The 26,176-nt window shown below is 39.0% G+C and carries 25 protein-coding genes; 12 read left to right on the forward strand and 13 right to left on the reverse strand.

The features are described 5' to 3' along the window. Positions 1-77: 77 nt before the first annotated feature. Positions 78-1,418, reverse strand: a complete 1,341-nt coding sequence (locus tag R8N23_RS04750) for a dihydroorotase (RefSeq protein WP_318170419.1) — start codon at positions 1,416-1,418, stop codon at positions 78-80. Positions 1,419-1,531: 113 nt separating this feature from the next. Between R8N23_RS04750 and R8N23_RS04755 the strand changes: the two genes are divergently transcribed. The 8 genes from R8N23_RS04755 (at position 1,532) to R8N23_RS04790 (ending at position 12,274) form a co-directional block, all read left to right on the forward strand. Next, positions 1,532-2,812 carry a DEAD/DEAH box helicase gene (locus R8N23_RS04755; RefSeq protein WP_318170420.1) on the forward strand — a complete coding sequence of 427 codons (1,281 nt, stop codon included), beginning with the start codon at positions 1,532-1,534 and terminating at the stop codon, positions 2,810-2,812. A 364-nt stretch (positions 2,813-3,176) separates the two neighbouring features. Next, entirely contained in the window at positions 3,177-6,077 is a 2,901-nt protein-coding gene (gcvP, locus tag R8N23_RS04760; protein WP_318170421.1) for an aminomethyl-transferring glycine dehydrogenase, read from the forward strand. Between the two features lie 97 nt (positions 6,078-6,174). Beyond that, complete coding sequence (locus R8N23_RS04765; RefSeq protein WP_318170422.1) at positions 6,175-6,576, forward strand: hypothetical protein; 402 nt, start codon at positions 6,175-6,177, stop codon at positions 6,574-6,576. A 214-nt stretch (positions 6,577-6,790) separates the two neighbouring features. Further along, on the forward strand, positions 6,791-8,170 hold the full coding sequence (locus R8N23_RS04770; RefSeq protein WP_318170423.1) for a sigma-54 dependent transcriptional regulator: 1,380 nt from the start codon (positions 6,791-6,793) through the stop codon (positions 8,168-8,170). A 103-nt stretch (positions 8,171-8,273) separates the two neighbouring features. Further along, a complete protein-coding gene (locus R8N23_RS04775) occupies positions 8,274-9,539 on the forward strand; it encodes a sensor histidine kinase (protein WP_318173565.1) in 1,266 nt (421 codons plus the stop codon). 69 nt (positions 9,540-9,608) lie between these two features. After that, positions 9,609-10,649: a hypothetical protein gene (locus R8N23_RS04780; RefSeq protein WP_318170424.1), complete on the forward strand. Its 1,041-nt coding sequence runs from the start codon at positions 9,609-9,611 to the stop codon at positions 10,647-10,649. Positions 10,650-10,653: 4 nt separating this feature from the next. Beyond that, a complete protein-coding gene (locus R8N23_RS04785) occupies positions 10,654-11,448 on the forward strand; it encodes a hypothetical protein (RefSeq protein WP_318170425.1) in 795 nt (264 codons plus the stop codon). 13 nt (positions 11,449-11,461) lie between these two features. Further along, the gene (locus R8N23_RS04790) at positions 11,462-12,274 is read left to right on the forward strand and encodes a hypothetical protein (RefSeq protein WP_318170426.1); all 813 of its coding nucleotides are present in this window, start codon (positions 11,462-11,464) and stop codon (positions 12,272-12,274) included. 50 nt (positions 12,275-12,324) lie between these two features. Here the strand turns inward: R8N23_RS04790 and R8N23_RS04795 are convergent, their stop codons facing one another. The 9 genes from R8N23_RS04795 to R8N23_RS04835 form a co-directional block, all read right to left on the reverse strand. Beyond that, positions 12,325-13,263: a hypothetical protein gene (locus tag R8N23_RS04795; RefSeq protein WP_318170427.1), complete on the reverse strand. Its 939-nt coding sequence runs from the start codon at positions 13,261-13,263 to the stop codon at positions 12,325-12,327. After that, the gene (locus tag R8N23_RS04800; protein WP_318170428.1) at positions 13,260-13,967 is read right to left on the reverse strand and encodes an outer membrane beta-barrel protein; all 708 of its coding nucleotides are present in this window, start codon (positions 13,965-13,967) and stop codon (positions 13,260-13,262) included. The genes R8N23_RS04795 and R8N23_RS04800 overlap by 4 nt, the downstream gene beginning before the upstream one ends. 17 nt (positions 13,968-13,984) lie before the next feature. Beyond that, complete coding sequence (locus R8N23_RS04805; protein ID WP_318170429.1) at positions 13,985-14,659, reverse strand: hypothetical protein; 675 nt, start codon at positions 14,657-14,659, stop codon at positions 13,985-13,987. Between the two features lie 70 nt (positions 14,660-14,729). Further along, complete coding sequence (accC, locus tag R8N23_RS04810) at positions 14,730-16,079, reverse strand: acetyl-CoA carboxylase biotin carboxylase subunit (RefSeq protein WP_318170430.1); 1,350 nt, start codon at positions 16,077-16,079, stop codon at positions 14,730-14,732. Between the two features lie 27 nt (positions 16,080-16,106). Then, a complete protein-coding gene (gene accB / locus R8N23_RS04815; RefSeq protein ID WP_318170431.1) occupies positions 16,107-16,586 on the reverse strand; it encodes an acetyl-CoA carboxylase biotin carboxyl carrier protein in 480 nt (159 codons plus the stop codon). Between the two features lie 166 nt (positions 16,587-16,752). Continuing rightward, positions 16,753-17,319 carry an elongation factor P gene (efp, locus tag R8N23_RS04820; protein WP_318170432.1) on the reverse strand — a complete coding sequence of 189 codons (567 nt, stop codon included), beginning with the start codon at positions 17,317-17,319 and terminating at the stop codon, positions 16,753-16,755. A gap of 22 nt (positions 17,320-17,341) precedes the next feature. Then, complete coding sequence (locus R8N23_RS04825) at positions 17,342-18,340, reverse strand: beta-ketoacyl-ACP synthase III (protein ID WP_318170433.1); 999 nt, start codon at positions 18,338-18,340, stop codon at positions 17,342-17,344. 195 nt (positions 18,341-18,535) lie between these two features. Next, entirely contained in the window at positions 18,536-18,727 is a 192-nt protein-coding gene (rpmF, locus tag R8N23_RS04830; protein ID WP_084371710.1) for a 50S ribosomal protein L32, read from the reverse strand. 12 nt (positions 18,728-18,739) lie between these two features. Further along, the gene (locus R8N23_RS04835) at positions 18,740-19,285 is read right to left on the reverse strand and encodes a DUF177 domain-containing protein (protein WP_318170434.1); all 546 of its coding nucleotides are present in this window, start codon (positions 19,283-19,285) and stop codon (positions 18,740-18,742) included. A gap of 111 nt (positions 19,286-19,396) precedes the next feature. On the opposite strand from R8N23_RS04835, the gene R8N23_RS04840 reads away from it, so the two are divergent. From R8N23_RS04840 to R8N23_RS04855, 4 genes are all read left to right on the forward strand, one after another. Continuing rightward, positions 19,397-20,017 (forward strand): Crp/Fnr family transcriptional regulator, encoded by a 621-nt coding sequence (locus R8N23_RS04840; protein ID WP_318170435.1) that lies wholly within the window; start codon positions 19,397-19,399, stop codon positions 20,015-20,017. 68 nt (positions 20,018-20,085) lie between these two features. Then, on the forward strand, positions 20,086-21,786 hold the full coding sequence (locus tag R8N23_RS04845; RefSeq protein ID WP_318170436.1) for a sulfate permease: 1,701 nt from the start codon (positions 20,086-20,088) through the stop codon (positions 21,784-21,786). 145 nt (positions 21,787-21,931) lie between these two features. Further along, positions 21,932-22,450 carry a DUF4251 domain-containing protein gene (locus R8N23_RS04850; protein ID WP_318170437.1) on the forward strand — a complete coding sequence of 173 codons (519 nt, stop codon included), beginning with the start codon at positions 21,932-21,934 and terminating at the stop codon, positions 22,448-22,450. Positions 22,451-22,658: 208 nt separating this feature from the next. Then, positions 22,659-23,117 carry a hypothetical protein gene (locus R8N23_RS04855; RefSeq protein WP_318170438.1) on the forward strand — a complete coding sequence of 153 codons (459 nt, stop codon included), beginning with the start codon at positions 22,659-22,661 and terminating at the stop codon, positions 23,115-23,117. Between the two features lie 13 nt (positions 23,118-23,130). On the opposite strand, the gene R8N23_RS04860 is transcribed toward R8N23_RS04855, so the two are convergent. The 3 genes from R8N23_RS04860 to R8N23_RS04870 form a co-directional block, all read right to left on the reverse strand. Then, complete coding sequence (locus R8N23_RS04860; protein ID WP_318170439.1) at positions 23,131-23,595, reverse strand: OsmC family protein; 465 nt, start codon at positions 23,593-23,595, stop codon at positions 23,131-23,133. 54 nt (positions 23,596-23,649) lie between these two features. Further along, positions 23,650-25,326, reverse strand: a complete 1,677-nt coding sequence (locus tag R8N23_RS04865) for an amino acid carrier protein (protein ID WP_318170440.1) — start codon at positions 25,324-25,326, stop codon at positions 23,650-23,652. Positions 25,327-25,916: 590 nt separating this feature from the next. After that, positions 25,917-26,135: a response regulator transcription factor gene (locus tag R8N23_RS04870; RefSeq protein ID WP_318170441.1), complete on the reverse strand. Its 219-nt coding sequence runs from the start codon at positions 26,133-26,135 to the stop codon at positions 25,917-25,919. Between the last annotated feature and the right edge of the window lie 41 nt (positions 26,136-26,176).

Here is a 26,176-nt window from a genome sequence, read left to right on the forward strand (position 1 = left end):
AACCCGTTGGTCGATCCCTTAAAAAGGAGTGCAAATTTAGAAATTTGTATTCTTAATTTCCAAAACTAATCTTGCATTTATTTTCTATCGAATGATAAGCGCATACCATTTACCCCTTCGTTCATCTGTCCATGGTCATAGGCCAAGTGTCCTGAGACGAAAGTATGGGTGATTTTGCTTCTAAAAGTTTGCCCTTCAAACGGACTCCAGCCACATTTTGAGAGTACATTTTCTTTTTGAACCATCCATTTGTCATTAGTATCTACCAGTACTAAATCTGCATAGTATCCTTCTCTGATATAACCTCTCTCTTTTACCTCGAAGAGAATAGCAGGGTTATGACACATTTTTTCTACTACTCTTTCTATAGAAATCTTTCCATTCAAGTGATGTTCGAGCATGGCAGGCAAGGCATGTTGAACCAATGGTCCTCCTGATGGGCAGTTCAGATACCCATTGTCCTTTTCTTCCATGGTGTGTGGTGCGTGATCAGTTGCAATCACATCTATTTTATCATCCAACATGGCCTGGAAAATGGTGTCTCGATCAAAAGCTGTTTTAACGGCTGGGTTCCATTTGATTAGTCCACCCTTGGTGAGGTAATCTTCGTCTGAAAACCACATGTGGTGGATGCAGGCTTCAGAAGTGATCAGTTTGTCTTTCAAGGGAATAGAATTATCAAATAGCTCAGTTTCTTTTCCAGTCGAAATATGTAGGACATGGAATTTGGTATTGTTGGCTTTTGCCAATGCCACTGCTTTAGACGAAGAAAGGTAGCAGGCTTCTTCGCTTCGGATCAAAGGGTGAGCGGTAAATGGAATTTTATCATCGTACTTCTCTCGGAAGAGTTCTGTATTTCTTCGGATGGTGCTTTCATCTTCGCAGTGCGCAGCTACAATGAGTTCAGCTCTGGAAAATAATTCTGTTAGCGTTTTTTCATTGTCCACCAGCATGTTGCCGGTAGAAGACCCCATAAATACTTTGATCCCGCAAACTTCTTGACGACTGGTCTTCATTACTTCTTCTATATTGTCATTAGAAGCGCCCATAAAAAATGAATAGTTCGCCAAAGAGGACTGAGAGGCAATATCGTATTTGTCTTGGAGTAGTTCTTGAGTCAGTGCATTAGGTACGGTATTCGGCATTTCCATAAATGAGGTTATACCTCCTGCCACAGCCGCTCTGCTTTCGGTGTAGATATTTGCCTTGTGTGTTAGTCCCGGCTCTCTAAAATGTACCTGATCATCGATAAGCCCTGGAAGCAAAAATTTTCCATCGGCATCTATAACTTCTGCGGTTTCATGAGAAAGGCCAAAACCTATTTTTTCTATGCGTTGATCTTTGATTAATACATCGTGAGCGAGTATTTCTCCCTCATTAACCATTTTTGCGTTTTTGATTAATGTGTACTTGGCCATTCTTCTGATTTTATTCGGTGAAAGTCTGTTTGCCGCAATTAACACCAAGAATCGAGTGAAACTTGATAAATTGCATCACAAAATTAATTGGCTTCGGCTTCTAATTGCTATCCATGTCGAATAACATCGAAAATTTCTCAGATTTTAAGTTCAACAAGCAAGTGCTTAATGCCATTGACGAGGCGGGTTATACATCGCCTACCCCTATTCAAAAGAAAGCTATACCGTTGGTGCTGTCTGGGCATGATGTGATGGGCATTGCTCAGACGGGAACAGGTAAGACGGCTGCATTTGTTCTTCCGCTGCTGATGAAACTCAAGTATGCACAAGGTCAAGACCCAAGAGCTTTGATTTTAGCCCCGACCAGAGAGTTGGCCTTGCAGATTAATGAGAACATTAAAAAGTATGCGACATATGTTGACCTGAGATACGCGGCGGTCTATGGGGGAACAGGAATGAAGGCTCAAGAGGAAAAGCTAGCCGATGGGATAGATATATTGGTGGCTACTCCAGGTCGCTTTATGGACCTTTATAGAAAAAGGATTTTCACTACGAAACAAATCAAAACGTTAGTGATTGATGAGGCGGACAAAATGATGGATATGGGATTCATGCCTCAGATTCGACAGATTTTAGAAATCATCCCTGTGAAAAGGCAAAATCTGCTTTTTTCTGCTACTATGTCTTCCATTGTCGAAAACCTGTCTGCTGAATTTTTGGAGTTTCCAGAAAAAGTAGAAGTCACGCCACAATCATCAACAGTAGATACTATTACTCAGTCTCTGTACCTGATTCCCAACTTTAAAAGCAAGATCAATATGCTGGATTATTTGTTGGCCAAAGAGGAAATGACCCGGGTGATCATTTTTGTAAAAACAAAGGCCAATGCAGATAATATCTTCAAGTTTATAGATAGAAAGATTACGAAGTCGGTTAGGGTGATCCATGGAAATAAGGCACAAAACACCCGACTCAATTCAATAGATGCTTTTAAGAATGGAGAAATAAAAATCCTGGTAGCCACCGATGTAGCAGCACGAGGATTGGATGTGAGTATGGTCTCTCATGTAATCAACTTTGATGTGCCTTTAATTTATGAAGACTATGTACATCGAATTGGACGAACAGGAAGAGCTGAAAACACGGGAATAGCTATCACATTTGCTAATCGAGCGGAAGAATATCATGTTAAACAAATTGAGAAGTTAATAGACAAGAAAATTGAGCATGAACCTATTCCATCAGAAGTGGAAATAGAAAAGACTCCATTTGTCGAACAGCAAGAACAATTACGCGAAATAGACTATCGAAAAAAGAAATTGGATCCGACCTATCAAGGCGCTTTTCATGATAAAAAGGAAAAGAAGTCAAAAAAAGCTAAAAAAAGACGTTAGTAAAATCGATTCATTCGTCTAAGAAATTGACAGATTCGTCGAAAAAATATTTTGATTCATAGAATTTAATTTACCAGAATAAAGAAAGAGGTTATTATTGCTACAGAAAGATGGATTAAATAGTCTTTCTTTCCATAGCTGGTTGAAAAGATCTTGTGGGGAATAGGTACATCGGTACCTAATCCCACAAGTATCGATTCCTCGCCTCCAATTTTCCAGCTCTAAATCACACAAATTTCACAAGCCAAGAAAGTATCATTTTAAGAGAATTAGTTCGTATTTTTTTGACTAATTCAGATTAGATTTGCGCAAATTTTCGTAAGGAAAATATATTTGTTTGAAAAGCGTAAACCACGAATCCAAAATGATAGCAAATCTTAACGAGCGCACCTATTTTCAGCACCGTCATAACGGGCCTTCTAATGAAGATATTTCTCAGATGTTGGACACCATCGGTGTTGATTCAGTCGATGAATTGATTGATCAAACGGTGCCAGAAAACATCCGCAAAAGAGCTGACCTAAACATACCTGAAGCGCTCGATGAGTTTAGCTATGTGAGATACGTAAAGGAGATTGCATCTAAGAATAAGGTTTTCAAATCGTTTATAGGACTAGGATATTACAATTGCGTCACTCCAGCAGTTATCCAAAGAAACATTCTTGAGAATCCAGGATGGTATACTGCATACACACCATATCAAGCTGAAATAGCGCAAGGGAGACTAGAGGCTTTGGTTAATTTTCAGACTATGGTTTCGGATCTCACAGGAATGGAGATCGCAAATGCCTCTCTATTGGATGAAGCTACAGCAGCGGCGGAAGCCATGTCTATGCAATTCTCATTGAGAAAAAAGGACAAGAAATCTGCCCATAAGTATTTTGTGGATGAAAGAATATTCCCTCAAACCTTAGATGTACTTAAGACTAGGGCATTGCCAATCGGTATAGAATTGGTTATTGATAAATACGAAAATATTGACATTTCTTCTCCTGAATATTTTGGATTGATTGTACAATACCCGAATTCAGAAGGAAGTGTAGAAGATTATAGAACACTCTTTTCAAAAGCGAAGGAAAATCAAGTTTTCATTACAGCAGCCACTGATTTGATGAGCTTGGTGTTATTAACTCCTCCTGGCGAAATGGGTGCTGATGTAGTCGTTGGAACTACACAAAGGTTTGGCGTACCTATGGGATTTGGCGGTCCTCATGCAGGTTTCTTTGCAACAAGAGAAGAGTACAAAAGACAGATACCAGGTAGAATAATCGGAGTATCTCAGGATAGCCATGGAAACAAAGCTTACCGAATGGCTTTGCAAACCAGAGAGCAACACATCAGAAGAGAGAAAGCTACTTCTAATATATGCACGGCTCAAGTTTTGCTTGGCGTGATCGCTGGAGCATATGCGGTATACCATGGTCCCAATGGTTTAAAAAGAATAGCATCGAGAATCCATGGATTGGCACAGCTGGCTAGTCTGTATCTAGGTGAAATGGGATTTGAACAGGAGAATCAAGTCTATTTTGATACCTTGAAAATCAAAGCAGATGACTCGTTAAAGGAAAAAGTAAGAAAGGAAGCTGAATCACGAGGCATCAATCTCAACTATTATAATAATGGGTCAATCGGTGTAGCATTTGATGAGACGCATACGGTGGTTGAATTGGTAGAAATTGTTTCTATTTTTGGAAAATTCGGCTCAAAGATAATTGATGAGGCAACAGTGATTGAGGCTGCGAATCACGTTGAAATTAAATTCAACGGTGACTTCGATCGGACTTCAAGCTTTATGGAACATCCTGTTTACCAAAAATATCAATCTGAGCATGAGATGCTGAGATACTTGAAGAGGTTGGAGAATAAAGATTTGTCTTTGGCCCATTCGATGATCTCGCTTGGCTCATGTACGATGAAGTTGAACGCAACTTCTGAGATGGTTCCTATTACTTGGCCTGAGTTTGCTCAAATGCACCCATTTGCGCCAGTTGATCAGACACAAGGATACAGAGAACTCATTACCAACTTGACAGAGTGGCTGTCAGAGATTACAGGGTTTTATACCACCTCACTACAACCTAACTCTGGTGCACAAGGAGAGTATGCGGGCTTATTAGTAATCAAAGCGTATCAAGCAGATAAAGGAGAAGAACATAGAAATGTAACGTTGATTCCTTCATCAGCGCACGGTACAAACCCAGCTAGCGCAGTGATGGCAGGAAATAGCGTGGTGATCGTGAAATGTGATGAGAAGGGTAATATTGATGTAGCAGATCTAAAAGCGAAAGCAGAACAATATAAGGAAACGTTATCTTCATTGATGATCACTTATCCATCTACACATGGAGTGTTTGAGGAAAGCGTGATTGAAATCTGTGAAATCATTCATCAGAATGGTGGACAAGTCTATATGGATGGCGCAAACATGAATGCACAAGTTGGCTTGACAAGTCCTGGCCATATTGGTGCTGATGTTTGTCACTTAAACTTACATAAGACATTTGCTATCCCACATGGTGGTGGAGGTCCGGGGATTGGTCCTATTGGAGTGGCTGAACACTTAGCTCCATACCTTCCTGGTAGTCCTTTGGTTGATATTGACAATGGCAAAGCCATCAGTTCAATTTCTGCTGCGCCATTTGGAAGTGCTGGCGTGTTGCCAATTTCTTATGGCTATGTGGCTATGATGGGACCTGATGGTTTGTTGAATGCTACAAAAATGGCGATTCTTAATGCAAACTATATCAAGACACGATTAGAAGCTAAATTCCCAATTCTATATACTGGTGTAAATGGAAGATGCGCTCACGAAATGATCGTTGACTGCAGAGCATTTAAATCATTTGGTATCGAAGTAGAGGATATTGCGAAGCGACTGATGGATTATGGTTTTCATGCACCAACGGTATCATTCCCTGTGGCAGGAACGCTCATGATCGAACCAACAGAAAGTGAAACCAAGGAAGAGTTAGATAGATTCTGTGATGCCTTATTGCAAATCAGAGAAGAGATTGAAGCCGTTGAGAATGGCAGTATGGATGCTAATGATAATGTGCTGAAAAACGCTCCTCATACAGCAGATTCAGTATTGGCTGAGGATTGGAATCATGGTTATACCAGAGCAGAGGCAGCTTATCCTTTAGAGTACCTTAAAACAAATAAATTCTGGCCTTCAGTAGGTCGAGTTGATAACGCTTATGGCGACAGGCATTTGTTCTGTAGCTGTATTCCTGTTGAGGAATTTGAAGAAGTAGTGGAGGCCTAAATTTCGACGGGCAACCGCTTCTCAAAATATATCATTATAAGATCAAGTTAAAGCCTAGCTTGGCAAGGTTTTGGCTTGATCTTTTTAAATTCAATCAATGAAAAAACCTTTACTTTTCTTTATCACTCTAGTCTTGCTCTGCAGTTCTGTCCTTACAGGACAGGAGGCAGTAGTGGCTGATGAGGAGAAGACTGCGTTGAATTTTGCGAGACCCGAGGAAAGCACGCTCAATTATAATAGCAAGCTGGCTGTGAAACCTCTCGATTATGAGCTTTCAGCTGTTGATGATAAATCATTCAAGGTTAAATTTATTAATCAGCCATCAGACTACCTGGACATCAAAATCTATGATGTTATTGGTAATCTGATTTTAAAAGAAAGTGTCAAACAAGCCAAGGATTCTGAGTTGGAATATCAATTCGATGAAATCAAGTCGAAAATTTTTGTGATAAAAGTAAAATCTGGAAAAGAAAATCTTACCAAAAAGATTAACCTTTAAGTCGAACCTCCTTCGATCTTAGCCACTTCCTAAAATACCTTCTTCTCCCTTCATTTTTTTGATTATATTGTGTCCGATATTGATACAGTTTTTTGTTCAATATGGATCGCTTTTTTGTTAAAGCAAGAATGAAAATGTCCTTTGATGGATGCTGGCATATATTTCTATGTTTGGCACATATTCTGAGTAGTAAGAGATCACTAAAGAAAAAACCGTGGAAAAAGAATTAGGAAACATATTAATAATTGATGACGATGAGGATGTGCTATTTGCAGCCAAAATGTTATTAAAAAAGCACGCTAAAAATGTAATCATTGAAAAGAATCCAAAGAAGATTCCCTTTTTGATGAACAATGATACTTACGACGTGATTTTACTGGATATGAATTTCAGTAAGGATATCACAAGTGGTAAAGAGGGTTTTTATTGGTTGGAGCAAATTTTGGAGCGTGACCCGAAAGCTGTAGTGATTCTGATAACGGCCTTTGGTGATGTGGAGATGGCTGTTCGTGCTTTGAAAGAAGGCGCTACAGATTTTGTATTGAAACCATGGCAGAACGAGAAACTGTTAGCTACGCTCAACACGGCCGTAAAACTTAAAAAATCCTACAAAGAAGTAGATCAATTAAAGTCAGCCAAGAAGCAGCTTGAAGAAGAAATAAACCAGCCTTTTAAAGAAATCATTGGAGAGAGTCAGGCGATTAAAGATGTCTTCAAGGTAATTGAAAAAGTGGCTCAAACGGACGCCAACGTGTTGATTTTAGGAGAGAATGGAACAGGAAAGGAGTTGATCTCACGAGCTATTCATATGCAGTCTCTAAGGAAGGACAATGTATTTGTAGGTGTTGATATGGGAGCCATCACAGAAACGCTCTTTGAAAGTGAGCTCTTTGGTCATAAGAAAGGAAGCTTTACGGATGCCAAGGAAGACCGAACAGGTCGCTTTGAAGTAGCCAATAAGGGCACGCTCTTCTTGGATGAAATCGGAAATTTGAGCATGCCACTGCAGTCGAAGCTGCTTACAGTAATTCAGAATAGACAAGTCACAAAGATTGGAGCCAATAAGCCTGCGAATATTGATATCCGTTTGATTTGTGCAACTAATATGCCTATCTATGACATGGTCGAGGATTCGACATTCCGTCAAGATTTATTGTATAGAATCAATACGGTTGAAATCCATTTACCTTCGTTGAGGGAGAGGCTCGAAGATATCCCATTATTGGCAGATCATTTTGTTAAAACCTATAGTTCCAAATATAGAAAGAGCGGTAAGAAAATTGGAGCGGCCGCACTAAAAAAATTACAAAAGTATCATTGGCCGGGTAACATCAGAGAATTGCAGCATGCGATTGAACGAGCGGTGATCATGAGTGATGAATCTTCATTGACACCGGACGATTTTTTCTTCTTGAATCATAAGCCAGAAGGTCAATCTGATGGAGATGCAGATATCTTTAACTTGGACGAGGTGGAGAAGAATGTGATCAAAAAGGCTATTGATCGACATGATGGCAACATATCAAAAGCAGCCAAAGAGCTGGGACTAACCAGAGCATCACTTTATCGCCGATTAGAAAAGCATGGCCTATAGCAATAATTTCAAGGTCAATCTCATAGTTCGAGTACTTCTAATTTTTTGTACTTGCATTCTGCTTATAGATCTGTTCTATACGGACTCATATACTTTGACAAAAGTGCTTGTTGGGTCCTTGTTGGTTTATGAGATTTACGTGCTTATCAAGTATTTGGATAAGACCAACCAAGAGTTGGCGGGCTTCTTAAATTCGATCAAATATGATGACTTCACGCATACTTATACAACAAAGAAGACAGGCACTTCTATGGATGATCTGTACGTCCAGTTTAATAATGTAATCAAAAAGTTCCGTGAGATCAGAGCAGAAAAGGAAGCTCAACACAATTATCTAAGAACCATCGTGCAGCATGTAGGGATAGGGATTATCACATTTGATAAATCTGGGGAAATACAAATTATCAACTCCACAGCTAAGTCTTTGTTGGGAGTAGAACTCCTGAAAAATGTAAAGCAGCTAAAAAGTGTTAGTGAAGAATTGGTGAATAGCCTTTTGGAGCTAAAAACAGGAGGACGTGATTTATTGAAAATTGAGAAGAAGGGAGAAGAGGTGCAGTTGGCCATTTATGCCATAGAGTTGATGCGTAGAGATGAAGAGTTCAAGCTGATTTCCATCCAAAATATCAAAAGTGAATTGGAAGAGAAAGAGATGGATGCCTGGCAGAACTTGATCCGTGTTTTGACTCATGAGATAATGAATTCTGTAACGCCGATCTCTTCGCTGGCAGCAACTGTTGAATCGGAGCTCGAATCGCAGATTTTTGCAGAGGATTTTAAAGTGGAAAACATTTCAAAGGATGATCTTTCTGACTTTCATATGGCGCTCCAGACTATTCATAAACGTAGCGAAGGGCTCATTAAATTCGTAAGTGACTTTAGAAATCTCACGCGTATTCCAATACCACAATTGGAAGATATTTTGATCTGTGATCTCATCAAGCCGATATTAAATTTACTTCGATTTGATATTGAGCAGAACAACATAAAAATCGATTTAAGTGTCGAACCAGAACAATTAATGGTCCGAGTGGATAAGGAACAGGTAGAGCAAGTGCTGATCAACCTGATCAAAAATGCGATTCAGGCCATGGGAGAAAACGAGGAGTTTGACAAGGCCAATGAGATTTCCATCCGTGCTGCTGTAGAGAGCGATGATCGAATCACAGTGAAAATTAAGGACAATGGAACCGGCATAGATGAAGAGGCGCTTAAAAAGGTGTTTATTCCATTCTTTACGACTAAAAAATCTGGCTCTGGTATTGGTCTTAGCTTGTCTAAGCAGATCATGAGAAAACACAATGGGAATATCTCAGTTCAGTCTGTCGTCAATGAAGGAACTGAGTTTACACTTAGTTTTCCTCGATAGAATAAATTTCAAACTTAATCGTATCGTAAGTAGTTACCCTATTTATATTAGTGGTTAGATTACTTTGTCATGGCGATAATTAGTAAGAAAAAGATTCCTTTTACGATCAGTCAAAAACTGAGGACCTACTTGCATAAATACAAGCGGACTATCGCTGTGCCCATAGAATACGAATCATTGCTCCGCTATGATAATTCAATTCCGTTATATGACAACCAGGGTGTAGATACCTTATGGGAGACGGTATTCTACCCACAGTCTGATATGGCCATGATACATCATGATTTGAAACAGATATATTCGGAGATCAAGGCCGATGGAGATGTGAGCGTCATGGATCACTTGATGGTAGAGCGAGTCGATATTTGTCAATACGGTAATACAAAACCCTTCAGAGTGAGAATTGTAAACCGTATCAATGACAATTTTGATTATTTCTATATCAAAAATGCTGATGCTTCTAGAATCTATGGGCTGGAATTAGAGCACTTATTATCTCCCAATAGGATCAATTATGTGGTGCATAAGAATACCTTGATAGAAGAGCATATTGCTGGTATTCCAGGAGATCAATTCATTAAAGAGTATCTCAAAGACAAGAATTTGAATGAGATACGTCTAGCCAAAGAGTTTGTGAAATTTAATGAGCGCTGTTTTGTTCGTTTGTTGGGTGACATGCATTCGAGCAATTTTGTAGTGAACATCATTCCTGATTTTGAACAGATCTCGTATCGATTAAAGGCCATTGATTTTGATCAGCAGTCTTATGAGGGAAGGAAGAACATTTACTTACCACAGTATTTCAAACAGAACAACGCATTGATCAATATGGGACTCAAGCATATGACCCCAGAGACTGTTCGCCAGTATCAAAAAGAAGAAAGATCCTTGATTGCCAATCGATTACGGGTGGCTAGGTATCGGGTGGTTGATTTGATGAGAGCGATGATCGATGATACGATTTCGTTTCCCAAAAATGTGATGTCTCTCAAAAAAGATTTAGCAGAATTTTATCACGAACCTAAATTTATGACTTGTCGTAATATGGGCGAGATCGTCAAACTCAGCCTTTGGATGGTCTTTAAGAAAACTGAAATGTATAATTTTTAACTCTATGAAAAATTTACTTCTTGTATTAATGGTGGTCTTTTTGGCTGCCTGTGGCACCAAAAAAAATGAGCCAGAAAGTAACCTGGAAGAAAGCGAGGACGTCAACCTTCCGGAAGAGGGCTTTAATTATGAAGCTTCAGATCCAGAAGCGATAGTGATTGCTGACAAAGTAATGATGGCCATGGGAGGCAGGAAAGCTTGGGAGGAGACAAGGTTTATCGCCTGGACCTTTTTTGGGAAACGTCAATTGCTTTGGGATAAGTATACCGGAGATGTCAGAATTGACTATCTGGATCGTGATGAAAAGCTCTTAGTTAATATCAATAGTTTGAACGGCAGAGCAGCTATCAACGGAAAAGAAATAAGTGAGCCGGATTCTTTGGCAGGCTATTTGAATAAAGCAAAAAGTATTTGGATCAATGACTCGTATTGGTTGGTTATGCCATTTAAATTGAAGGACTCCGGTGTATCATTATTCTACTTAGGAAATGATACTACTGAAATTGGAAAGGAGTCTTTTGTGCTTCAATTGGCATTTGAAAATGTGGGCGATACCCCGAACAACATTTACAATGTTTGGGTGGACGAGGAAAGTAATTTGATTACGCAGTGGGCGTTTTTTGAAGCTTCCGAACAGCCACATCCTTCTTTCATTACGCCGTGGGAAGGTTATAAAAAGTATGGAAACATCATGCTATCCGGTGGACGAGGAAAGGGACAGTTGACAGATATAAAAGTATTGAATGAGGTGCCAAAAGAGGCATTTACATCGTTTGAACCAGTGAACTATAATGACTAAAAATTTATACAGAATGATTGCATTAAAAAAACTATTCGTATTTGGGCTAATGGTATGTTTGAGTCTGTCTGCTTTGGCAGAAGATGGGATTTTTATTTTATCTAAAACAAAAACACTCGACAATGGTGGTGTAGCCACTTCTGAAATTTATTTGACAGCCAATAAAATGTTGGTGAAAAATTCAGGGTCGGATAACAGCTCAATCATCTTCGATGGAAAAACTGAAATATTCACTTTCATTGACAATAAGAAAAAGGAATACTATCAATTCGATAAACCGACCTTGCTTCAGCTGAAAGAGCAAATTAAGATGATGGCTAAGATGATGCAGCAGTTTGCAGCTAATATGCCTGCTGAACAAAAGGCTAAATTCGATCAAATATTAAATCCGAAGACAGGAGATATGATGACCTATCAAGAAAATGGTAAGAATGATAAAATCGGTGCATGGAAAACGGTAGGGTATGATGGATTGAATGATGGGGACAAAATGCTGCAAATGAATATTGCTTCTTACCGCACGTTAGGTGTGACTGAAAGCCAATTTGGTGTCATGAAGCAGATGATGAACTATTTTAAGGAGAATCTACAGGAAGTGGTGGCGCTGTTGCCCACTGGAGGTTCTTTCTCTCAATTAAACTTTGATGAAAAGAGTCCAATATTGAAAGACGGGATTCCGGTGAAAACCATTGCCTACAAAGATGGTAAGGCAGCAAACGAAAATATTGTCGAGTCTTTAACAAAAAAGGATATCTCCGCCGATCAATTTAAAGTTCCTGCTGGTTACAAGCAACAACAAATCAACATGCAGAGCATGGGAAGATGAAATTTCTTGAATCGGGATATAAAGGCAATCTCCATAAGATTGCCTTTTTGTTAGAAATAGAATTTAGCCGCAAAGCTCATGCCTCTCAGCTGTACACGAGTATTGGTGTCTTCTATGGGAGTTCTTCCTGATTGGCTTTCTATGGCCAGTACAAAACTGTCTGAGCCAGTATAGGCTAACTTTGTCGTAAAGGAAGAAGTCAAGTCACCTTCTGTGGAAAAAATATTTGTAAGCGTATTAGCATATCCACCAACGATAAGTGATACAGGTAGATTGATCCATTTCTTAAAATTGATAGACACATTAGAACCGAAATAATATTGAAATGAAGGATCAGTTCGTTCTAACGTCTCTCCATATACTACTTGTCCATCCATGTTAAGAGCAACACTAGGTCCAAAGGCATACGAGGCAACCATTCCACCACCACCATTTAGTGCAGGCACATCTCGGGTGAGATCCGCATAGGGTTTGCCATTGATCAGATCTACTAAATATTGTTGGACATCAACGATACTGGATTCTGTATTGGTCAACTTGAAATACCCAGATAGGGCTAATTTTTTGGTTTGTTTTATTTTAAAAAGAATGCCTGGCTCAACCGTGATTATTGTGTTTACTCCACTTATAAATATACTTTCGGCATTATTTCCTATTCGTCCGGCATAATCCAAATTCACAAAAAAGCAGATCCAATCTTTGATTTTTTGGGTGTAGCCAAATCTCAAATTCACAAACAATAACTCTCCATTGAGATTGAGTATGGTGGAATCACCAACTGGAACCCCATCGGTAGTGAAAATTCCGGATTCTCCCAATCCTAATTCCAAAAAGAATGAAGTATTGGTATAAGGCGATTTCATGGCTTCAAAACTGACAAAGCGATGATCGTTGAGCGTTGGAATTTTGCTCAAGGTATCTGTTGATTGTGAATAGGAAAGAAAGCTAATTTCCAAGCAAAGGAAAAATAACCCTGTGATTCTTCTCATTTGCTTTTTTCTTTTTTGTTTAGAAAGTACCACGTTAGTTTTGTTTCTCCTGTAGTAGATTTTACTCTCGGAACACTTCCATTCGGTAATTCTTGACCACTTGATAGATTATTTAAGCCTTGGGTGTACATCAAGTCAATTGAAAAACGTACCTTTTTTATATTGAATCTATAGCCCAAACCGAAAATTGCTGAGAAATTAATGGGTTTAACATAAGAGTCAATATTGATAGTTTCGCCGATTTTGAATAAATCTAAGTTAGATTTAACTCTCACTTGAGTTTCTATTCCCGCCATAAATTGCCATTTGGTATTGTTAGAAATTATTTTCAACAGCACAGGTAAGGCGACAAAATCAAGTTCCAAGAAGGATATATCGATTGTTTTTGGTACTGTGGGTTCTTCTATTCCTTGTTCAATTTGTTCGATATACTCTTCATTGTTTTCGAAAATAGTACCCGAAATGTCCTTGTATCCTGGTATAAAAGTGATGTACACATCTTCCTTGATAGGAAGGTCAAGAACAAGCCCTGCTGACATGGAGCTATGCATGCGAAATCCCACATCAAATAGTTTGCTTACTCGATCGCCTTCAAATCGATTGGTTACAGATCCAGCATATATCCCGAGCGCTTGCTGTGCTCGAATTGCGTTAGAGCATAGAAAAAGAATGAGCAATAAGTACAAGAAGCGTTTTGCTTTCATTGATTCAAATATAAAGATCAGAATGAAATCGGCGCATGAATTTCAAACTGAATCGCCAGAATATTGTCATTGCCGTTTTTGTTGCCCCATACGCCTAGATTATCCAAATAGTCGGTGATTGGATTCATAAAGCCGAATTGAACACCCACAGCAAAGTCATTGGGTAAATAATATTTAGCGCCAAGCTGGGTAGGAAGTTGGATGATCAGATTGCGATAATTTTCTCCCAGAGATCTGGTGTCAGGCATATCAATAAGACTGTTGTCTGATTCATCTTTGGGATTAAATCTAAATAGCCCTATGCCTTGCGAGAGGTAGACCTTGTATTTTTTTTTGTCAACAAAATTGTAGTGAGCTTCGTAATTCAGGCCAAGAAATGCGCTTTTGAAGAAAGTGTTTGGTGTAGCAGGGACTCCAGAGTTGTCAGTCGTACTGTAATCGAGCTCCTGACCGGTGACAGAACCAATCGACAGCCGAAAATTCCCATTGAGCTTTTTGTCTTTGTTGAGTTTGAAACCAATATTGAACAAAAGCGAGCTACTGGAATAAGCTTTACCTAGGTCTCCGCTGTAGGAGGCGGGACCAACACCAAAGTGAATTTCTCTTGTTTTTTGAGTGAGCGAATCCTGAGACCAACCGTCCAATGCGAATAAGAAGCTAAAGGCCAAAAAAGAAAAGAATTTTAAGTTCATAGCAAAAAAATAACCACGCCATAGAGATAGCGTGGTTACTAAAATAAATATTGTATATCGAATTAAATAATTACAAATCAGTCAAGTCGAAAGTATCCATAAATGCAGTAGTGAATTGGCCTGATTTATAGATTTCATCGTCCATCAACTTGAGATGAAAAGGAATCGTAGTTTTAATTCCTTCGATTACAAATTCGCCCAATGCTCTTTTCATCCTTACTATTGCTTCTTCTCTTGTTTGAGCTGAAACAATCAGCTTCGCAATCATCGAATCGTAGTTTGGTGGAATGGTATAACCCGCATACACATGGCTATCTACTCGTACGCCATGCCCGCCCGGCATATGCAAATGTGTGATTTTACCTGGAGAAGGGCGGAAGTCTTTTGCAGGATCTTCAGCATTAATTCTACATTCAATCGCATGCAGCTGAGGAAAGTAGTTCTTGCCAGAAATTTTAATCCCTGCAGCTACTTTGATCTGCTCTTTGATCAAGTCAAAATCAGTTACCTCTTCCGTAATAGGGTGCTCCACCTGAATACGTGTATTCATCTCCATGAAGAAGAAGTCACCATGTTTGTCTAGCAAAAACTCGACTGTTCCTGCTCCTTCATATTTGATCGCTTCTGCTCCCAAAATGGCTGCTTGACCCATCTTCTCTCGAAGTTCCTGAGTCATTTTTTCAGCAGGACAAGGTGTTTCTTCCGTTAATTTTTGATGTCTTCTTTGGATCGAACAATCTCTTTCCGAAAGGTGACAAGCTCTACCATTACTATCTCCAACAATCTGGATTTCAACGTGACGTGGCTCCTCGACAAATTTTTCAAGATACATGCCGTCATTTCCGAAAGCAGCTTTGGACTCTTGACGAGCGTCATCCCATGCTTTTTGGAAACCACTTTCATCCTTAACAATTCTCATACCTCGGCCACCACCTCCGGCTGTTGCCTTTAGGATAACTGGGTATTTGATCTGTTTTGCGATTTTCTTACCTTCTTCTACAGAACTTAATAAGCCGTCAGACCCTGGGATCGTAGGAACACCAGCTTTTTTCATGGTATCCTTGGCCGTAGCCTTGTCTCCCATTTTGCTGATCATTTCTGCGCTAGCACCGATAAATTTGATGTTGTACTCTTCACAAAGCTGAGAGAACTCAGCATTTTCTGATAGAAATCCAAATCCTGGGTGAATAGCATCTGCATTAGTGATTTCCGCAGCAGATATGATCGTTTTCATATTCAAGTAAGAATCCTTACTTGGTGCAGGTCCTATGCAAACTGCTTCGTCGGCAAATTTTACATGTAGACTTTCTTTGTCGGCGGTAGAGTAAATAGCTACTGTGCTAATACCCATCTCACGACAAGTTCGAATAATTCTTAAAGCAATTTCGCCTCTGTTGGCAATTAATATTTTCTTAAACACGTGTCAGTCTTTAATTTCAAAAATCAATTATGACGGGTCAACCAAGAATAGTGGCTGATCGTATTCTACTGGCTGAGAATCATCTACTAGTACTTTTACAATAGTACCTGATACTTCAGATTCAATTTCGTTGAAAAGCTTCATTGCTTCTACAATACATACGGTCGATCCAGCAGATACTTTATCTCCAACATTCACAAAGGCAGGAGATTCTGGATTAGATGATCTGTAGAATGTCCCGATCATTGGTGACTTAATTTCAACGTAGTTGCCAGCAGGCGCACTCTCTGCGGCTGGTGCAGCAGGTGCTGCTGCTGTGGGAGCAGCTGGTGCCGGTGCTGCTGCGACAGGTGCTGCAGGAGCAGGGGCAGCTACGGCTCTTTCTATAACCTGAGTTTCGTTGCTTCTTTTGATATTAACTTTAAACTCTTCAGTTTCTATTTTTACTTCTTCGAGCCCTGAATTAGACAAGAAGTCTATCAATTCTTTGATTTCTTTTACCTTCATCTGCTAAGTGTTTATTCGTTTTACTTCAGTTTGAATGTTCAAACTAAATCAATTAGTTAGTGATGTTTAAGTGAGCCAATAAGCTCCCAATTGTTTTATCTAATTAAAATTAATGAGATTCACCTGATATAAAAATTTGGATGATGCTCATAAAAAAGAGTAAGAATTACTTCTTTACTCTTTCTACATAATTTCCTGTTTTGCTTTCTACTTTCACTACGTCTCCCTGGTCGATAAATAGAGGGACCTGAATCGAAGCACCTGTTTCAGTAGTTGCAGGTTTTGATGCATTGGTCGCGGTATCGCCTTTCAGACCTGGTTCAGTGTATGTGATTTCCATGATCACATGGTTAGGGAGTTCACACCCTAAAATCATTTCTTCTTCAGCATGAAAGATCACGTCTACGTTTTCTCCATCCTTAAGAAACTGTGGAGCGTCAATCAGCTCTTCTTCGATATTGATCTGTTCATAAGTATCATTATCCATGAAGTTGTAGCCTAGATCATCCTTATATAGAAACTGGTAGTTCCTTCTTTCTATGCGAGCTGTATTTACTTTATGACCAGAAGTAAAAGTATTGTCAATCACCTTTCCGGTTTTGACATTTTTCAATTTTGTTCTGACAAAAGCTGGGCCCTTGCCTGGTTTTACATGCTGAAATTCGACGATGAAATACAAACCGTGGTTGTATTCGATGCACATGCCATTTTTAAAGTCAGCGGTTGAAGCCATTTTATTGTTCTTTAATGTTGATTTATTTAGAATCGTAGGCCCATTTCAAATAGATAGACCCCCAAGTGAATCCGCCACCGAAAGCAGCAAGAATTACATTGTCACCTTTCTTTAACTGTTTCTCGTAGTCCCAAAGACATAAAGGTAGTGTGCCACTTGTCGTATTGCCGTATTTTTCAATATTGAGCATTACTTTATTTTCGTCGACTTCCATTCGTCGAGCGGTAGCATCAATAATTCTTTTATTAGCCTGATGCGGCACCAACCAAGAGATATCATCACCAGTCAAATTATTTTTCTCCATGATCTCAGCGGCAACATCGGCCATATTGGTTACAGCAAATTTGAATACTGCAGAACCTTCTTGAAATGCATAGTGCTTGTCTGCTTGAACGGACTCTACAGTAGCAGGCATTCTACTTCCTCCTCCTGGCATATTTAAATACTGAGCGCCTGATCCATCTGCCTTCAATATAGAATCCATTACACCTACCTCTTCGGTAGTTGGCTCTAGCAATACAGCTCCACCACCATCACCAAAGATGATACATGTAGTACGGTCTTTATAGTTGATAATCGATGACATCTTATCAGCTCCAATGACCAACACTTTTTTGTATTTGCCTGTCTCAATAAATTGAGAACCTGTGGTTAGCGCATATAGGAATCCAGAGCAAGCAGCAGAAATATCATAACTAAATGAATTGATGGCTCCAATTTCGTCAGCAATTATGTTAGCCGTGGCCGGAAACGGCATGTCTGGCGTGACTGTTGCACAAATGATAAGATCTATGTCTTTAGGATCAGTACCCGTTTTTTTGAGTAGTGCCTTAGATGACTCGATTCCAATCACAGAGGTGCCTTTGCCTTCTCCTTTTAGGATTCTTCTTTCTTTGATACCTGTTCGAGAGGTGATCCACTCGTCGCTGGTATCTACAAAGGTTTCAAGTTCCTGATTAGTCAGTACATAGTCTGGGACATAACCTTGAACACCTGTAATTGCTGCTCTTATTTTAGTCATTTGAAATTTTTATTCTTTTGAACTGGTCAAGCCTTTTGACGAATGGTCAAAAAGCGTTGGCAATTTAATGAATTAATTGGCTTTTGGTAGTCAGATTTGACTATCAAAATAGTATGCGTGCATACATCATATAAAACACAGAAAGTCTGCTTAAAAAGCAGACTCCATATATTTTATAAAAGTTCAAAAGAAATATTAAGCTAATACTTCTTTTTCGATCACTACTTTGCCTTTGTAGTACAATTTGCCTTCGTGCCAGTAGGCTCTATGAGGCAAATGAGCTTCACCAGTGGTAGCGCAAACTACATAGTTCTTAGCTTCTGCTTTGTAATGCGTTCTTCTCTTGTCTCTTCTCTGCTTCGAGGTTTTACGCTTTGGATGTGCCATCTTTCTTTTATTTTATTTCTTTAAATCCTTAATATTTTTGAGCGCTGCCCATCTAGGGTCAATTGCTTCATTATCTTCTTTTTCGTCAGTCTCTTCATCTTCTGATGAATACACCAACGCTATTTCAAGCTCTTCATCGTCTTCTTCATCTTGGAAATCCGGGTGAATTTTTTTCATCGGAACAGCTAGCGTCAAGTATTCGTAGATACTAGATGCTACATTGAGACTTTCTTGCGTATCAGGAATCACTAATAGATCATCCTCGCTGTCATCGTATTCCTCACCGTATTTCACGATCAAGTTTTCTTCGATATTGATGGGGTAATCAAATGACTCAAGACTTCTGTCGCAAATCAGTTCAATCATCCCTTCAATTTTAAAATCCATTGAAATCAGTCGTTCTTTTTTATCCAGTATCACGGTACATTTTCCGTGGCCGGACTCAATTACACTGTCTTCAACATTTTCAAAGAGCTTCTTATCAAACTCAAAATCAAACTCATGAACCCCTATTTTGAGTCCGTATATGTCGATTTTATATTGTCTGTCTGCTTTCATTTTTCCTTATATAGGAAATGAGTGCGCAAATTTAGATATATATTGTTAATAATTAAAATCTTATCCGGAAATTTGAAAGGAATTCATAAGGACTAAGAAATACCAGATACCATGCACAAGGCTCTTGATCAATTTACCCAAAAATTTGAACCTGAGTTGATTGACGAAATCAATCAATTGGGGCAATTGAAAAAGTATAAAACGGGTAAGGTGCTCATTGACTTTGCTAGCTATGTCAAAAATATCCCTTTGGTTTTATCAGGGGCTATCAAGGTAGTGAGAGAAGATGCTGAGGGGCGAGAACTATTTTTATATTTCTTGGGAGGCGGTGACACCTGTGCCATGAGTCTGACTTGCTGCATCAATCAGAAGAAAAGTGAAATAAAAGCTGTGGTAGAAGAAGATGCGGAAGTAATGATGATTCCTCTGCACTATATGGATGGTTGGATGAAGTATTCCTCTTGGAGACAATTTGTATTTAGTTCTTACAATCAGCGATTTGAGGAAATGCTCAATGCCGTGGACTCTCTGGCTTTTATGAAATTGGATGAGCGATTAATGAATTATTTATTGGACTGCAAACAGAGTAGTGGAGACTTTTCTATTCATAAAACACACCAACAAATAGCCCAGGACTTGAATACTTCCCGTGTGGTGGTTAGTCGGTTGTTGAAGAAGTTGGTTGAGGAAGAAAGGATTGAATTGCATCGCAATAGGATCGAAATTCTGTAAGGGTAACAATGGTTACATTTAGAAATCCTTTGATCTATTACATTTGCCTCTGTTAACCCAACTATGAAATGAAGAGTATTTTCCCCATCATTGATTCACTAAATTCTTATTCGAGCGAATGGCTGAAAAATGACTTATTCGCAGGATTGGTAGTAGGGGTCATGCTGATTCCGCAAGGAATGGCTTATGCTATGATTGCGGGATTGCCTCCTATCTATGGATTATACACGGCCATTATTCCTACTATTGTTTACGCACTCATTGGCTCATCGAGACATGTGTCTGTAGGGCCTGTAGCTATGGACTCATTGATTTTGGTAGCAGGTGCCAGTGCTTTTGCAACTGAAGGTACGATGGATTACATAATAGTTGTTGCTGCGCTGACACTGCTTATCGGTGCTATACAAATGGGTATGGGAGTTTTAAAACTTGGCTTTATAGCCAACTTTCTATCGAAGCCGGTTATCCTAGGATTCACTTTTGCGGCAGCAGTGATTATTTCTATCAAACAGTTGAAGTATCTATTGGGCATCCAGCTGGTAAATGTTGATGGGATTTTTGATGAATTCTTGTTTTATATATTGAACCTGGATCAGGTGCATTTACCAACTCTATGGATTGCCCTGGGGAGCCTTTTTTTATTGGTTGTGGGTAAGAAATTGATTTCGAAATTTCCTGCGAGTTTGCTTGTTGTACTTGTTGGCATGGGAATCTCCTATCTTTTTCAGCTGGATAATGTCGGAGTTAGTTTGGTGGGATATATGCCGAGTGGGCTACCAGAATTTTCTATTCCAGAAATTGAGAGTTTGCCTTGGAGTGAATTTTTGCCTTTGGCAGTTACATTGGCTTTGATGGGCTTTGTTGAATTATATTCTATAGGCCAACGGCTTCAGTCTAAGCATAAGGCAGAATATGAGATTAATGCCAATCAAGAACTCGTTGGTTTAGGGATGGCTAATGTGATTGGATCATTTTTCAGAACTTTTCCAGCGACAGCTAGTTTTAGTCGATCAGCAGTCAACGAATCATCTGGTGCTAAAACTACCATAGCTTCGATGATTGCTGCTTTAATTGTGATCCTGGCCCTATTGTTTTTAATGCCCGTTTTTCAATACTTACCCCATGCGGTGTTAGGCGCAATCATTTTTATAGCAGTTCTTGGTCTGATTGATATCAAACTTGCCAAAAGTTTATGGAATACCGATCGATATGATTTTGTGATGCTTCTTTCTTCATTTTTAGGAACACTTATTTTGGGTATCGAGTGGGGTATTGGTTTTGGCATCTTAATTTCTCTATTGGTACTTATCTACAAAACCTCTGCCCCTCATATGGCCGTGCTGGGTCGTGTGTCAGGTACTAATTTTTTCAGAAACCTGGATCGTTTTGATGAAGCTATTGATGAGCCAAGTGTAAGTATTTTGAGGTTTGATGCAAGATTGTTTTTTGCCAACGTGGGTTCGTTGAAATCGAAAGTAGAAAGATTAGTCAAGGAGAAACCAACAATGAAAAAATTCATTTTGGATAGTCAAAGTATTATTGATATCGATTCAAGTGGCATAGACGGTGTCGAAGATATAGTGAATCTGCTTGATGAACGTGGTATTGAATTTCATATGGTAAGTATCATTGGCCCGGTGAGGGATAAACTGTTCAAAACGGGATTGATTGATAAGGTAGGAAGAGAGAATATTCATGATTGTATTGAAGATGCATTATCAGATCAGGTTGATAAACCTAAGTTGGTTTATCAAACGAATGTGAAGTAGGTACTGATTTTATTAAACTTCAAATGCATCCTTTACAAATTGAGCACTAGTAATAATCATTTCTGAATGTTTGGGCACATTTCTTGTTTATCTGGATGGAGTGATATTTATTTTGTCTGATTTAGAAACATTAATTCATACTTATATGAAGTACTTAATGATCTTAGTTGTAATCCTTGGCAGTGTTCAAGTGACTGCGGCGCAATCCAGAGCTGAAAAGAAACAGAAAAAAAAGGAACTCAGAGCCGAGTCTTTCCAGGAATTAAAAGAATTTTTTGAGGGAAGAAATTTTCGCTTTGTTGCTGACTGGGCAGACACCCAAAAGGGCAGACGCATTAACCTGATGAGCAACCCTAATTCATATATTCAAAAAGGTGATACAATAAACGCCAATTTACCATACTTCGGAGTGGCTCAGGTGGCGACTATGAGTGGAGATGTTGGGATTAATGTTGAAAACATGCTTTTGGAAGGAGAAAGCATAAAATATAATGAGAAGAAATTTAGATTAGTTTATAGTTTCAAAGTCAATTCTACAAGAGGCGAGATGCTCAGTTGCGTTTTTACTATTCAGGCTAATAAATCAGCTACACTATCTGTGAGAAGTACCCAGAGAAACATGATCTCTTATTCTGGGAAAGTTAGTCATCTAGAATCGGATTAGATACAGTACTATTTTATCAATAGGTGCTCTTGAAATTAAATAAAGCAATAAAAAATTGTATTATTTTGATATAAGTCGATTTCCTGTCGAATAATTTTCCTCATTCATCGATTGCATTCTGATCATGTGACAAAAAATGGTCTGATTTGTATTGTTAGCTAGTTAAGCGTTTTGAGAACACGATACTGAACTATCAAACAAATAAAAGATGAAAACCTTAACCACATTTGTTGTAATCTGCTTGATCTGCGTTTTAAACGTCCAGGGGCAGTTTTATTCAGGCAAGTTCAAAAGTGAACCTGCCCTTGAAGACTTCGATCATTTTGTGGTTCATCAACATCCACATCATCATAAATATGGTGGCACATTAGATGTGAGGGCATTTGTAAAATCCGGAGAGCTGTGGAGAAGTACAGCAGAGCCAGTAGAGGGCGAGGTGGCAGAAGAGTTCATCAAGAAATTTGGCGGAGATCTGGATATTTTATCTGTCTACGAATTAGATATTGAATTAGATGGAGAGGTTTGGGAGTTTTTTATGCTCGGATACGAAAATCAAGACAAGCACGCCAGTTTTTTAGTAGTAGAAGAAATATTTGACAATATATATGACAGTGAGCCTGTGGAAGTGCATACTTTCAATTGGGATCGAATCACTGCAAAGAGATAGCTGATTTTGGAATTTAGTGGATTAATGCTTCGTGTTTGACGGCACACTTGCAAGAATTTGCAATGAAGCACATTTGATTGGCCTTGTGGTGTAGCTGCAAGGCCAATTCTTTTTTAGAGAGATCAGTAATCGTGACTGCCGGACGAAGAATGACTTCAGTGAACGCTCCGCTTCCATCAGAATATTCGACCATCGTCCCCTGGGCAAAATCTTGATAGTCTGTGACTACAATACCTTCTGTTGAACAGAGATGCAAATACCATAGCATATGACAGCTACTTAAGGAAAACAAAAACAACTCTTCTGGATTGTACTTGGAGGGGTCACCCATAAATGCTGGATCAGACGAGCCTTCTATTAGTGGCTTGCCTTCAACTTGTACGGTGTAGGATCTGTCATAGGCTTTATAGTTTTTTGTTCCGTTACCTAAGTTTCCAGTCCAAATCAGTTGGCTATTATAATGATGTTCCTTAGTCATGACTTATAGTTAGGTATAAAAAAAGCCCTATGATCTATCATAGGGCTTGATATTTTATTCTGGCGTTTTTTCGTCTGGATATTCTTTTTTGAAATTGACCCAGAACTCATCAAGTGTTGATTTCATATCTTTTCTTAAGTAAATCAACCCAAACAAATTAGGTAGAGTCATTACTGCTATGGTAATAGCTGAGAGTGTCCAAATGATAGTGGTATCAGTAAATGCGGCAAAAAAGAAGGCAACCACATATACCATTCTATAGTACTTTACAGATCCGCTTCCCCATAGGAAAGTCATCGCTCTATCACCATAGTAAGACCATGAGATGGCCGTACTAAAAGCAAATAATAGTAGACCAATAGATACAATGTACTGACCCCAATCCCCAAAAAATCCTCTGGTGAAAGCAATGGTGGTAAGCGGAGCACTATGCACAAGAGATTTTCCCGAAAAGGTTACATTTAGATCACTGGGTTTTCCATTTTGAATATTAACTGTACCTGAAAATGGCTCGCCGTCTTTAAAAATGTTTACTTCTTCAGCTAATGATCTCGCATGAATTATAGCAATATCATTTTGAATGCTTCCATTGTTCACTTCTAAATTCCCTGAGAACTCTGGTAGAGGTGCTTCACCTGAAATGTGACCGAAAAGCTGTGTTTTGCCTGAATCTGTTTGATCGGTATAGTCCGAGCCTACAATAATGCTCATGTCGGAAACTTGAAAGTCATTCACATGCTTCTCATTCCAAACGCCTGAAGAAAGCAGAACGAGACCAGTTACCGTACAAATAACAATAGTGTCAATGAAAGGTTCTAAAATAGCCACCATACCTTCAGACACTGGCTCATGTCCTTTCGCAGAGGCGTGAGCGATAGGCGCACTACCTTGACCAGCTTCGTTTGAGAACAGTCCGCGGTTTACTCCTCTATTGAAGGCAAATGCAATAGATGCTCCTAGAAATCCGCCTGATGCTGCAGATCCTGTAAACAGGTCAGCAAAGATTGAAACGAAGGATGACCCTACGTTTCCTATATTATAAAAGATTACTGCAAAAGCACCAATGAAATAGATTAGTGCCATACCTGGGACCAATTTTTCTGTTACAGCCGCAATTCTTTTGATACCACCGATTATAACGATAGCTAAGAGGAAGGCCAGAACGCCTCCAGTGACCATGTGATCTATTCCAAACGTAGCATTGAGTGAATTTGAAATACTGTTTACCTGAGGTAAACTACCTGTGCCAAAAGAGGAAAGAACGGTGGCTACTGCAAAAGCTGCCGCTAGCCATTTCATATTCATTTTGTTTTTCATGAAATACATGGGGCCTCCGGCCATGGTTCCATCTTCGGTTTTTTCTCTGTACTTATGCGAAAGAGTCACCTCTACAAATTTGGTACACATACCTACTGCAGCAGTCATCAACATCCAAAAGAGGGCAGCAGGACCACCAATGTGAATGGCTAACGCCACACCAGCGATGTTTCCGGTACCTACTGTACCAGACAACGCTGTAGCGAGTGCTTGAAAATGGGAGGTATCCCCTTCATCATCCGACTTATCAAATTTGCCTTTTACTACTTTCAGAGCAAAACCAAAATACCTGACTTGTGGGAATTTCAAATAAATGGTAAAGAAAAGCCCGGTGCCAAGTAGAGCATATGGGAACCAAAAGGCACTTCCAATAAAACTATCAATGAGAAGTAAGAAATCGTTGAGTTGCTGCATAAGCCGGGGTTAATTATTTTTTGTTTAGTTGTGACCGACAAAAATATAAAAACTGATAAGGAATAAAACGGAGTAGGGATTTATTATACCAATGGTGACTATGAGCAATTCTGCCCTTATGTGCAAGCTGAGTTTATTTGGTCCAAATGTCTTTATCAGTCAATTAGATGTAGTAACTGTAGATGCGGTAATGGTTTTCACAGTTGAGGGCTTTATTCTATCAAAAGAACTCATACCATGTCTTTTCAAGATTATTTGTATTTAATATTGGTCGCATCCATTTGCTTGGGACTGATTATGTTCTTTGCTCCCGTGGGTCAATCTGACGAACAATCTGAAAGATAAAAGCAAAAAAATACCTCCTAACTGTATAGTTAGGAGGTTCTCACTAGCTCCACCTGTAACTTTAAGAGCCACTAAATCAATTTCTACTCACCTCTTTGAACGTCATACAAGTATTGTGATGGTGAGCAGATAAAGAAGGATTGAAAATACCAGCTTTAAGACTTTCATGCTTCATATTATTTTGCTTAAGTAATATTAATCATTGGGTTAGGTCTATGGAATACCTAGTAGTAGGTATATTCAGCTCATTTTTTACCTGAATACCGGAAACCTTCAATCATTCCCTCTTGAATGGCATATTTTGTTAGCCCGATCAAAGACGTGGTTTGAAGTTTTTTGCCAATGTGTTTTCTATGAGTGTCTACTGTTCTCACACTTATTTTCAGTTTTGTAGCTATTTCTTGTGATGATAGTTCCTTGACAATCAGCGCTAGAATTTCTTGTTCTCGTTCAGATAATTTCATTAACAGGAAAGCTTATAGACAATCAAATATTGACAGATTAA

The sequence above is a fragment of the Reichenbachiella sp. genome, from assembly GCF_033344935.1.
Taxonomy (GTDB): domain Bacteria; phylum Bacteroidota; class Bacteroidia; order Cytophagales; family Cyclobacteriaceae; genus Reichenbachiella.

Coding starts and splice junctions, on each gene's coding strand:
- R8N23_RS04825 (WP_318170433.1), bottom strand. CDS start 18,340: ATGACTAAAATAAGAGCAGCAATTACAGGTGTTCAAGGTTATGTCCCA.
- R8N23_RS04865 (WP_318170440.1), bottom strand. CDS start 25,326: ATGCAGCAACTCAACGATTTCTTACTTCTCATTGATAGTTTTATTGGA.
- R8N23_RS04755 (WP_318170420.1), top strand. CDS start 1,532: ATGTCGAATAACATCGAAAATTTCTCAGATTTTAAGTTCAACAAGCAA.
- rpmF (WP_084371710.1), bottom strand. CDS start 18,727: ATGGCACATCCAAAGCGTAAAACCTCGAAGCAGAGAAGAGACAAGAGA.
- R8N23_RS04870 (WP_318170441.1), bottom strand. CDS start 26,135: ATGAAATTATCTGAACGAGAACAAGAAATTCTAGCGCTGATTGTCAAG.
- R8N23_RS04850 (WP_318170437.1), top strand. CDS start 21,932: ATGAAGTACTTAATGATCTTAGTTGTAATCCTTGGCAGTGTTCAAGTG.
- R8N23_RS04795 (WP_318170427.1), bottom strand. CDS start 13,263: ATGAGAAGAATCACAGGGTTATTTTTCCTTTGCTTGGAAATTAGCTTT.
- R8N23_RS04845 (WP_318170436.1), top strand. CDS start 20,086: ATGAAGAGTATTTTCCCCATCATTGATTCACTAAATTCTTATTCGAGC.
- R8N23_RS04805 (WP_318170429.1), bottom strand. CDS start 14,659: ATGAACTTAAAATTCTTTTCTTTTTTGGCCTTTAGCTTCTTATTCGCA.
- efp (WP_318170432.1), bottom strand. CDS start 17,319: ATGGCTTCAACCGCTGACTTTAAAAATGGCATGTGCATCGAATACAAC.
- R8N23_RS04785 (WP_318170425.1), top strand. CDS start 10,654: ATGAAAAATTTACTTCTTGTATTAATGGTGGTCTTTTTGGCTGCCTGT.
- R8N23_RS04840 (WP_318170435.1), top strand. CDS start 19,397: ATGCACAAGGCTCTTGATCAATTTACCCAAAAATTTGAACCTGAGTTG.
- R8N23_RS04750 (WP_318170419.1), bottom strand. CDS start 1,418: ATGGCCAAGTACACATTAATCAAAAACGCAAAAATGGTTAATGAGGGA.
- R8N23_RS04835 (WP_318170434.1), bottom strand. CDS start 19,285: ATGAAAGCAGACAGACAATATAAAATCGACATATACGGACTCAAAATA.
- gcvP (WP_318170421.1), top strand. CDS start 3,177: ATGATAGCAAATCTTAACGAGCGCACCTATTTTCAGCACCGTCATAAC.
- R8N23_RS04780 (WP_318170424.1), top strand. CDS start 9,609: ATGGCGATAATTAGTAAGAAAAAGATTCCTTTTACGATCAGTCAAAAA.
- R8N23_RS04855 (WP_318170438.1), top strand. CDS start 22,659: ATGAAAACCTTAACCACATTTGTTGTAATCTGCTTGATCTGCGTTTTA.
- R8N23_RS04765 (WP_318170422.1), top strand. CDS start 6,175: ATGAAAAAACCTTTACTTTTCTTTATCACTCTAGTCTTGCTCTGCAGT.
- R8N23_RS04790 (WP_318170426.1), top strand. CDS start 11,462: ATGATTGCATTAAAAAAACTATTCGTATTTGGGCTAATGGTATGTTTG.
- R8N23_RS04800 (WP_318170428.1), bottom strand. CDS start 13,967: ATGAAAGCAAAACGCTTCTTGTACTTATTGCTCATTCTTTTTCTATGC.
- accB (WP_318170431.1), bottom strand. CDS start 16,586: ATGAAGGTAAAAGAAATCAAAGAATTGATAGACTTCTTGTCTAATTCA.
- R8N23_RS04860 (WP_318170439.1), bottom strand. CDS start 23,595: ATGACTAAGGAACATCATTATAATAGCCAACTGATTTGGACTGGAAAC.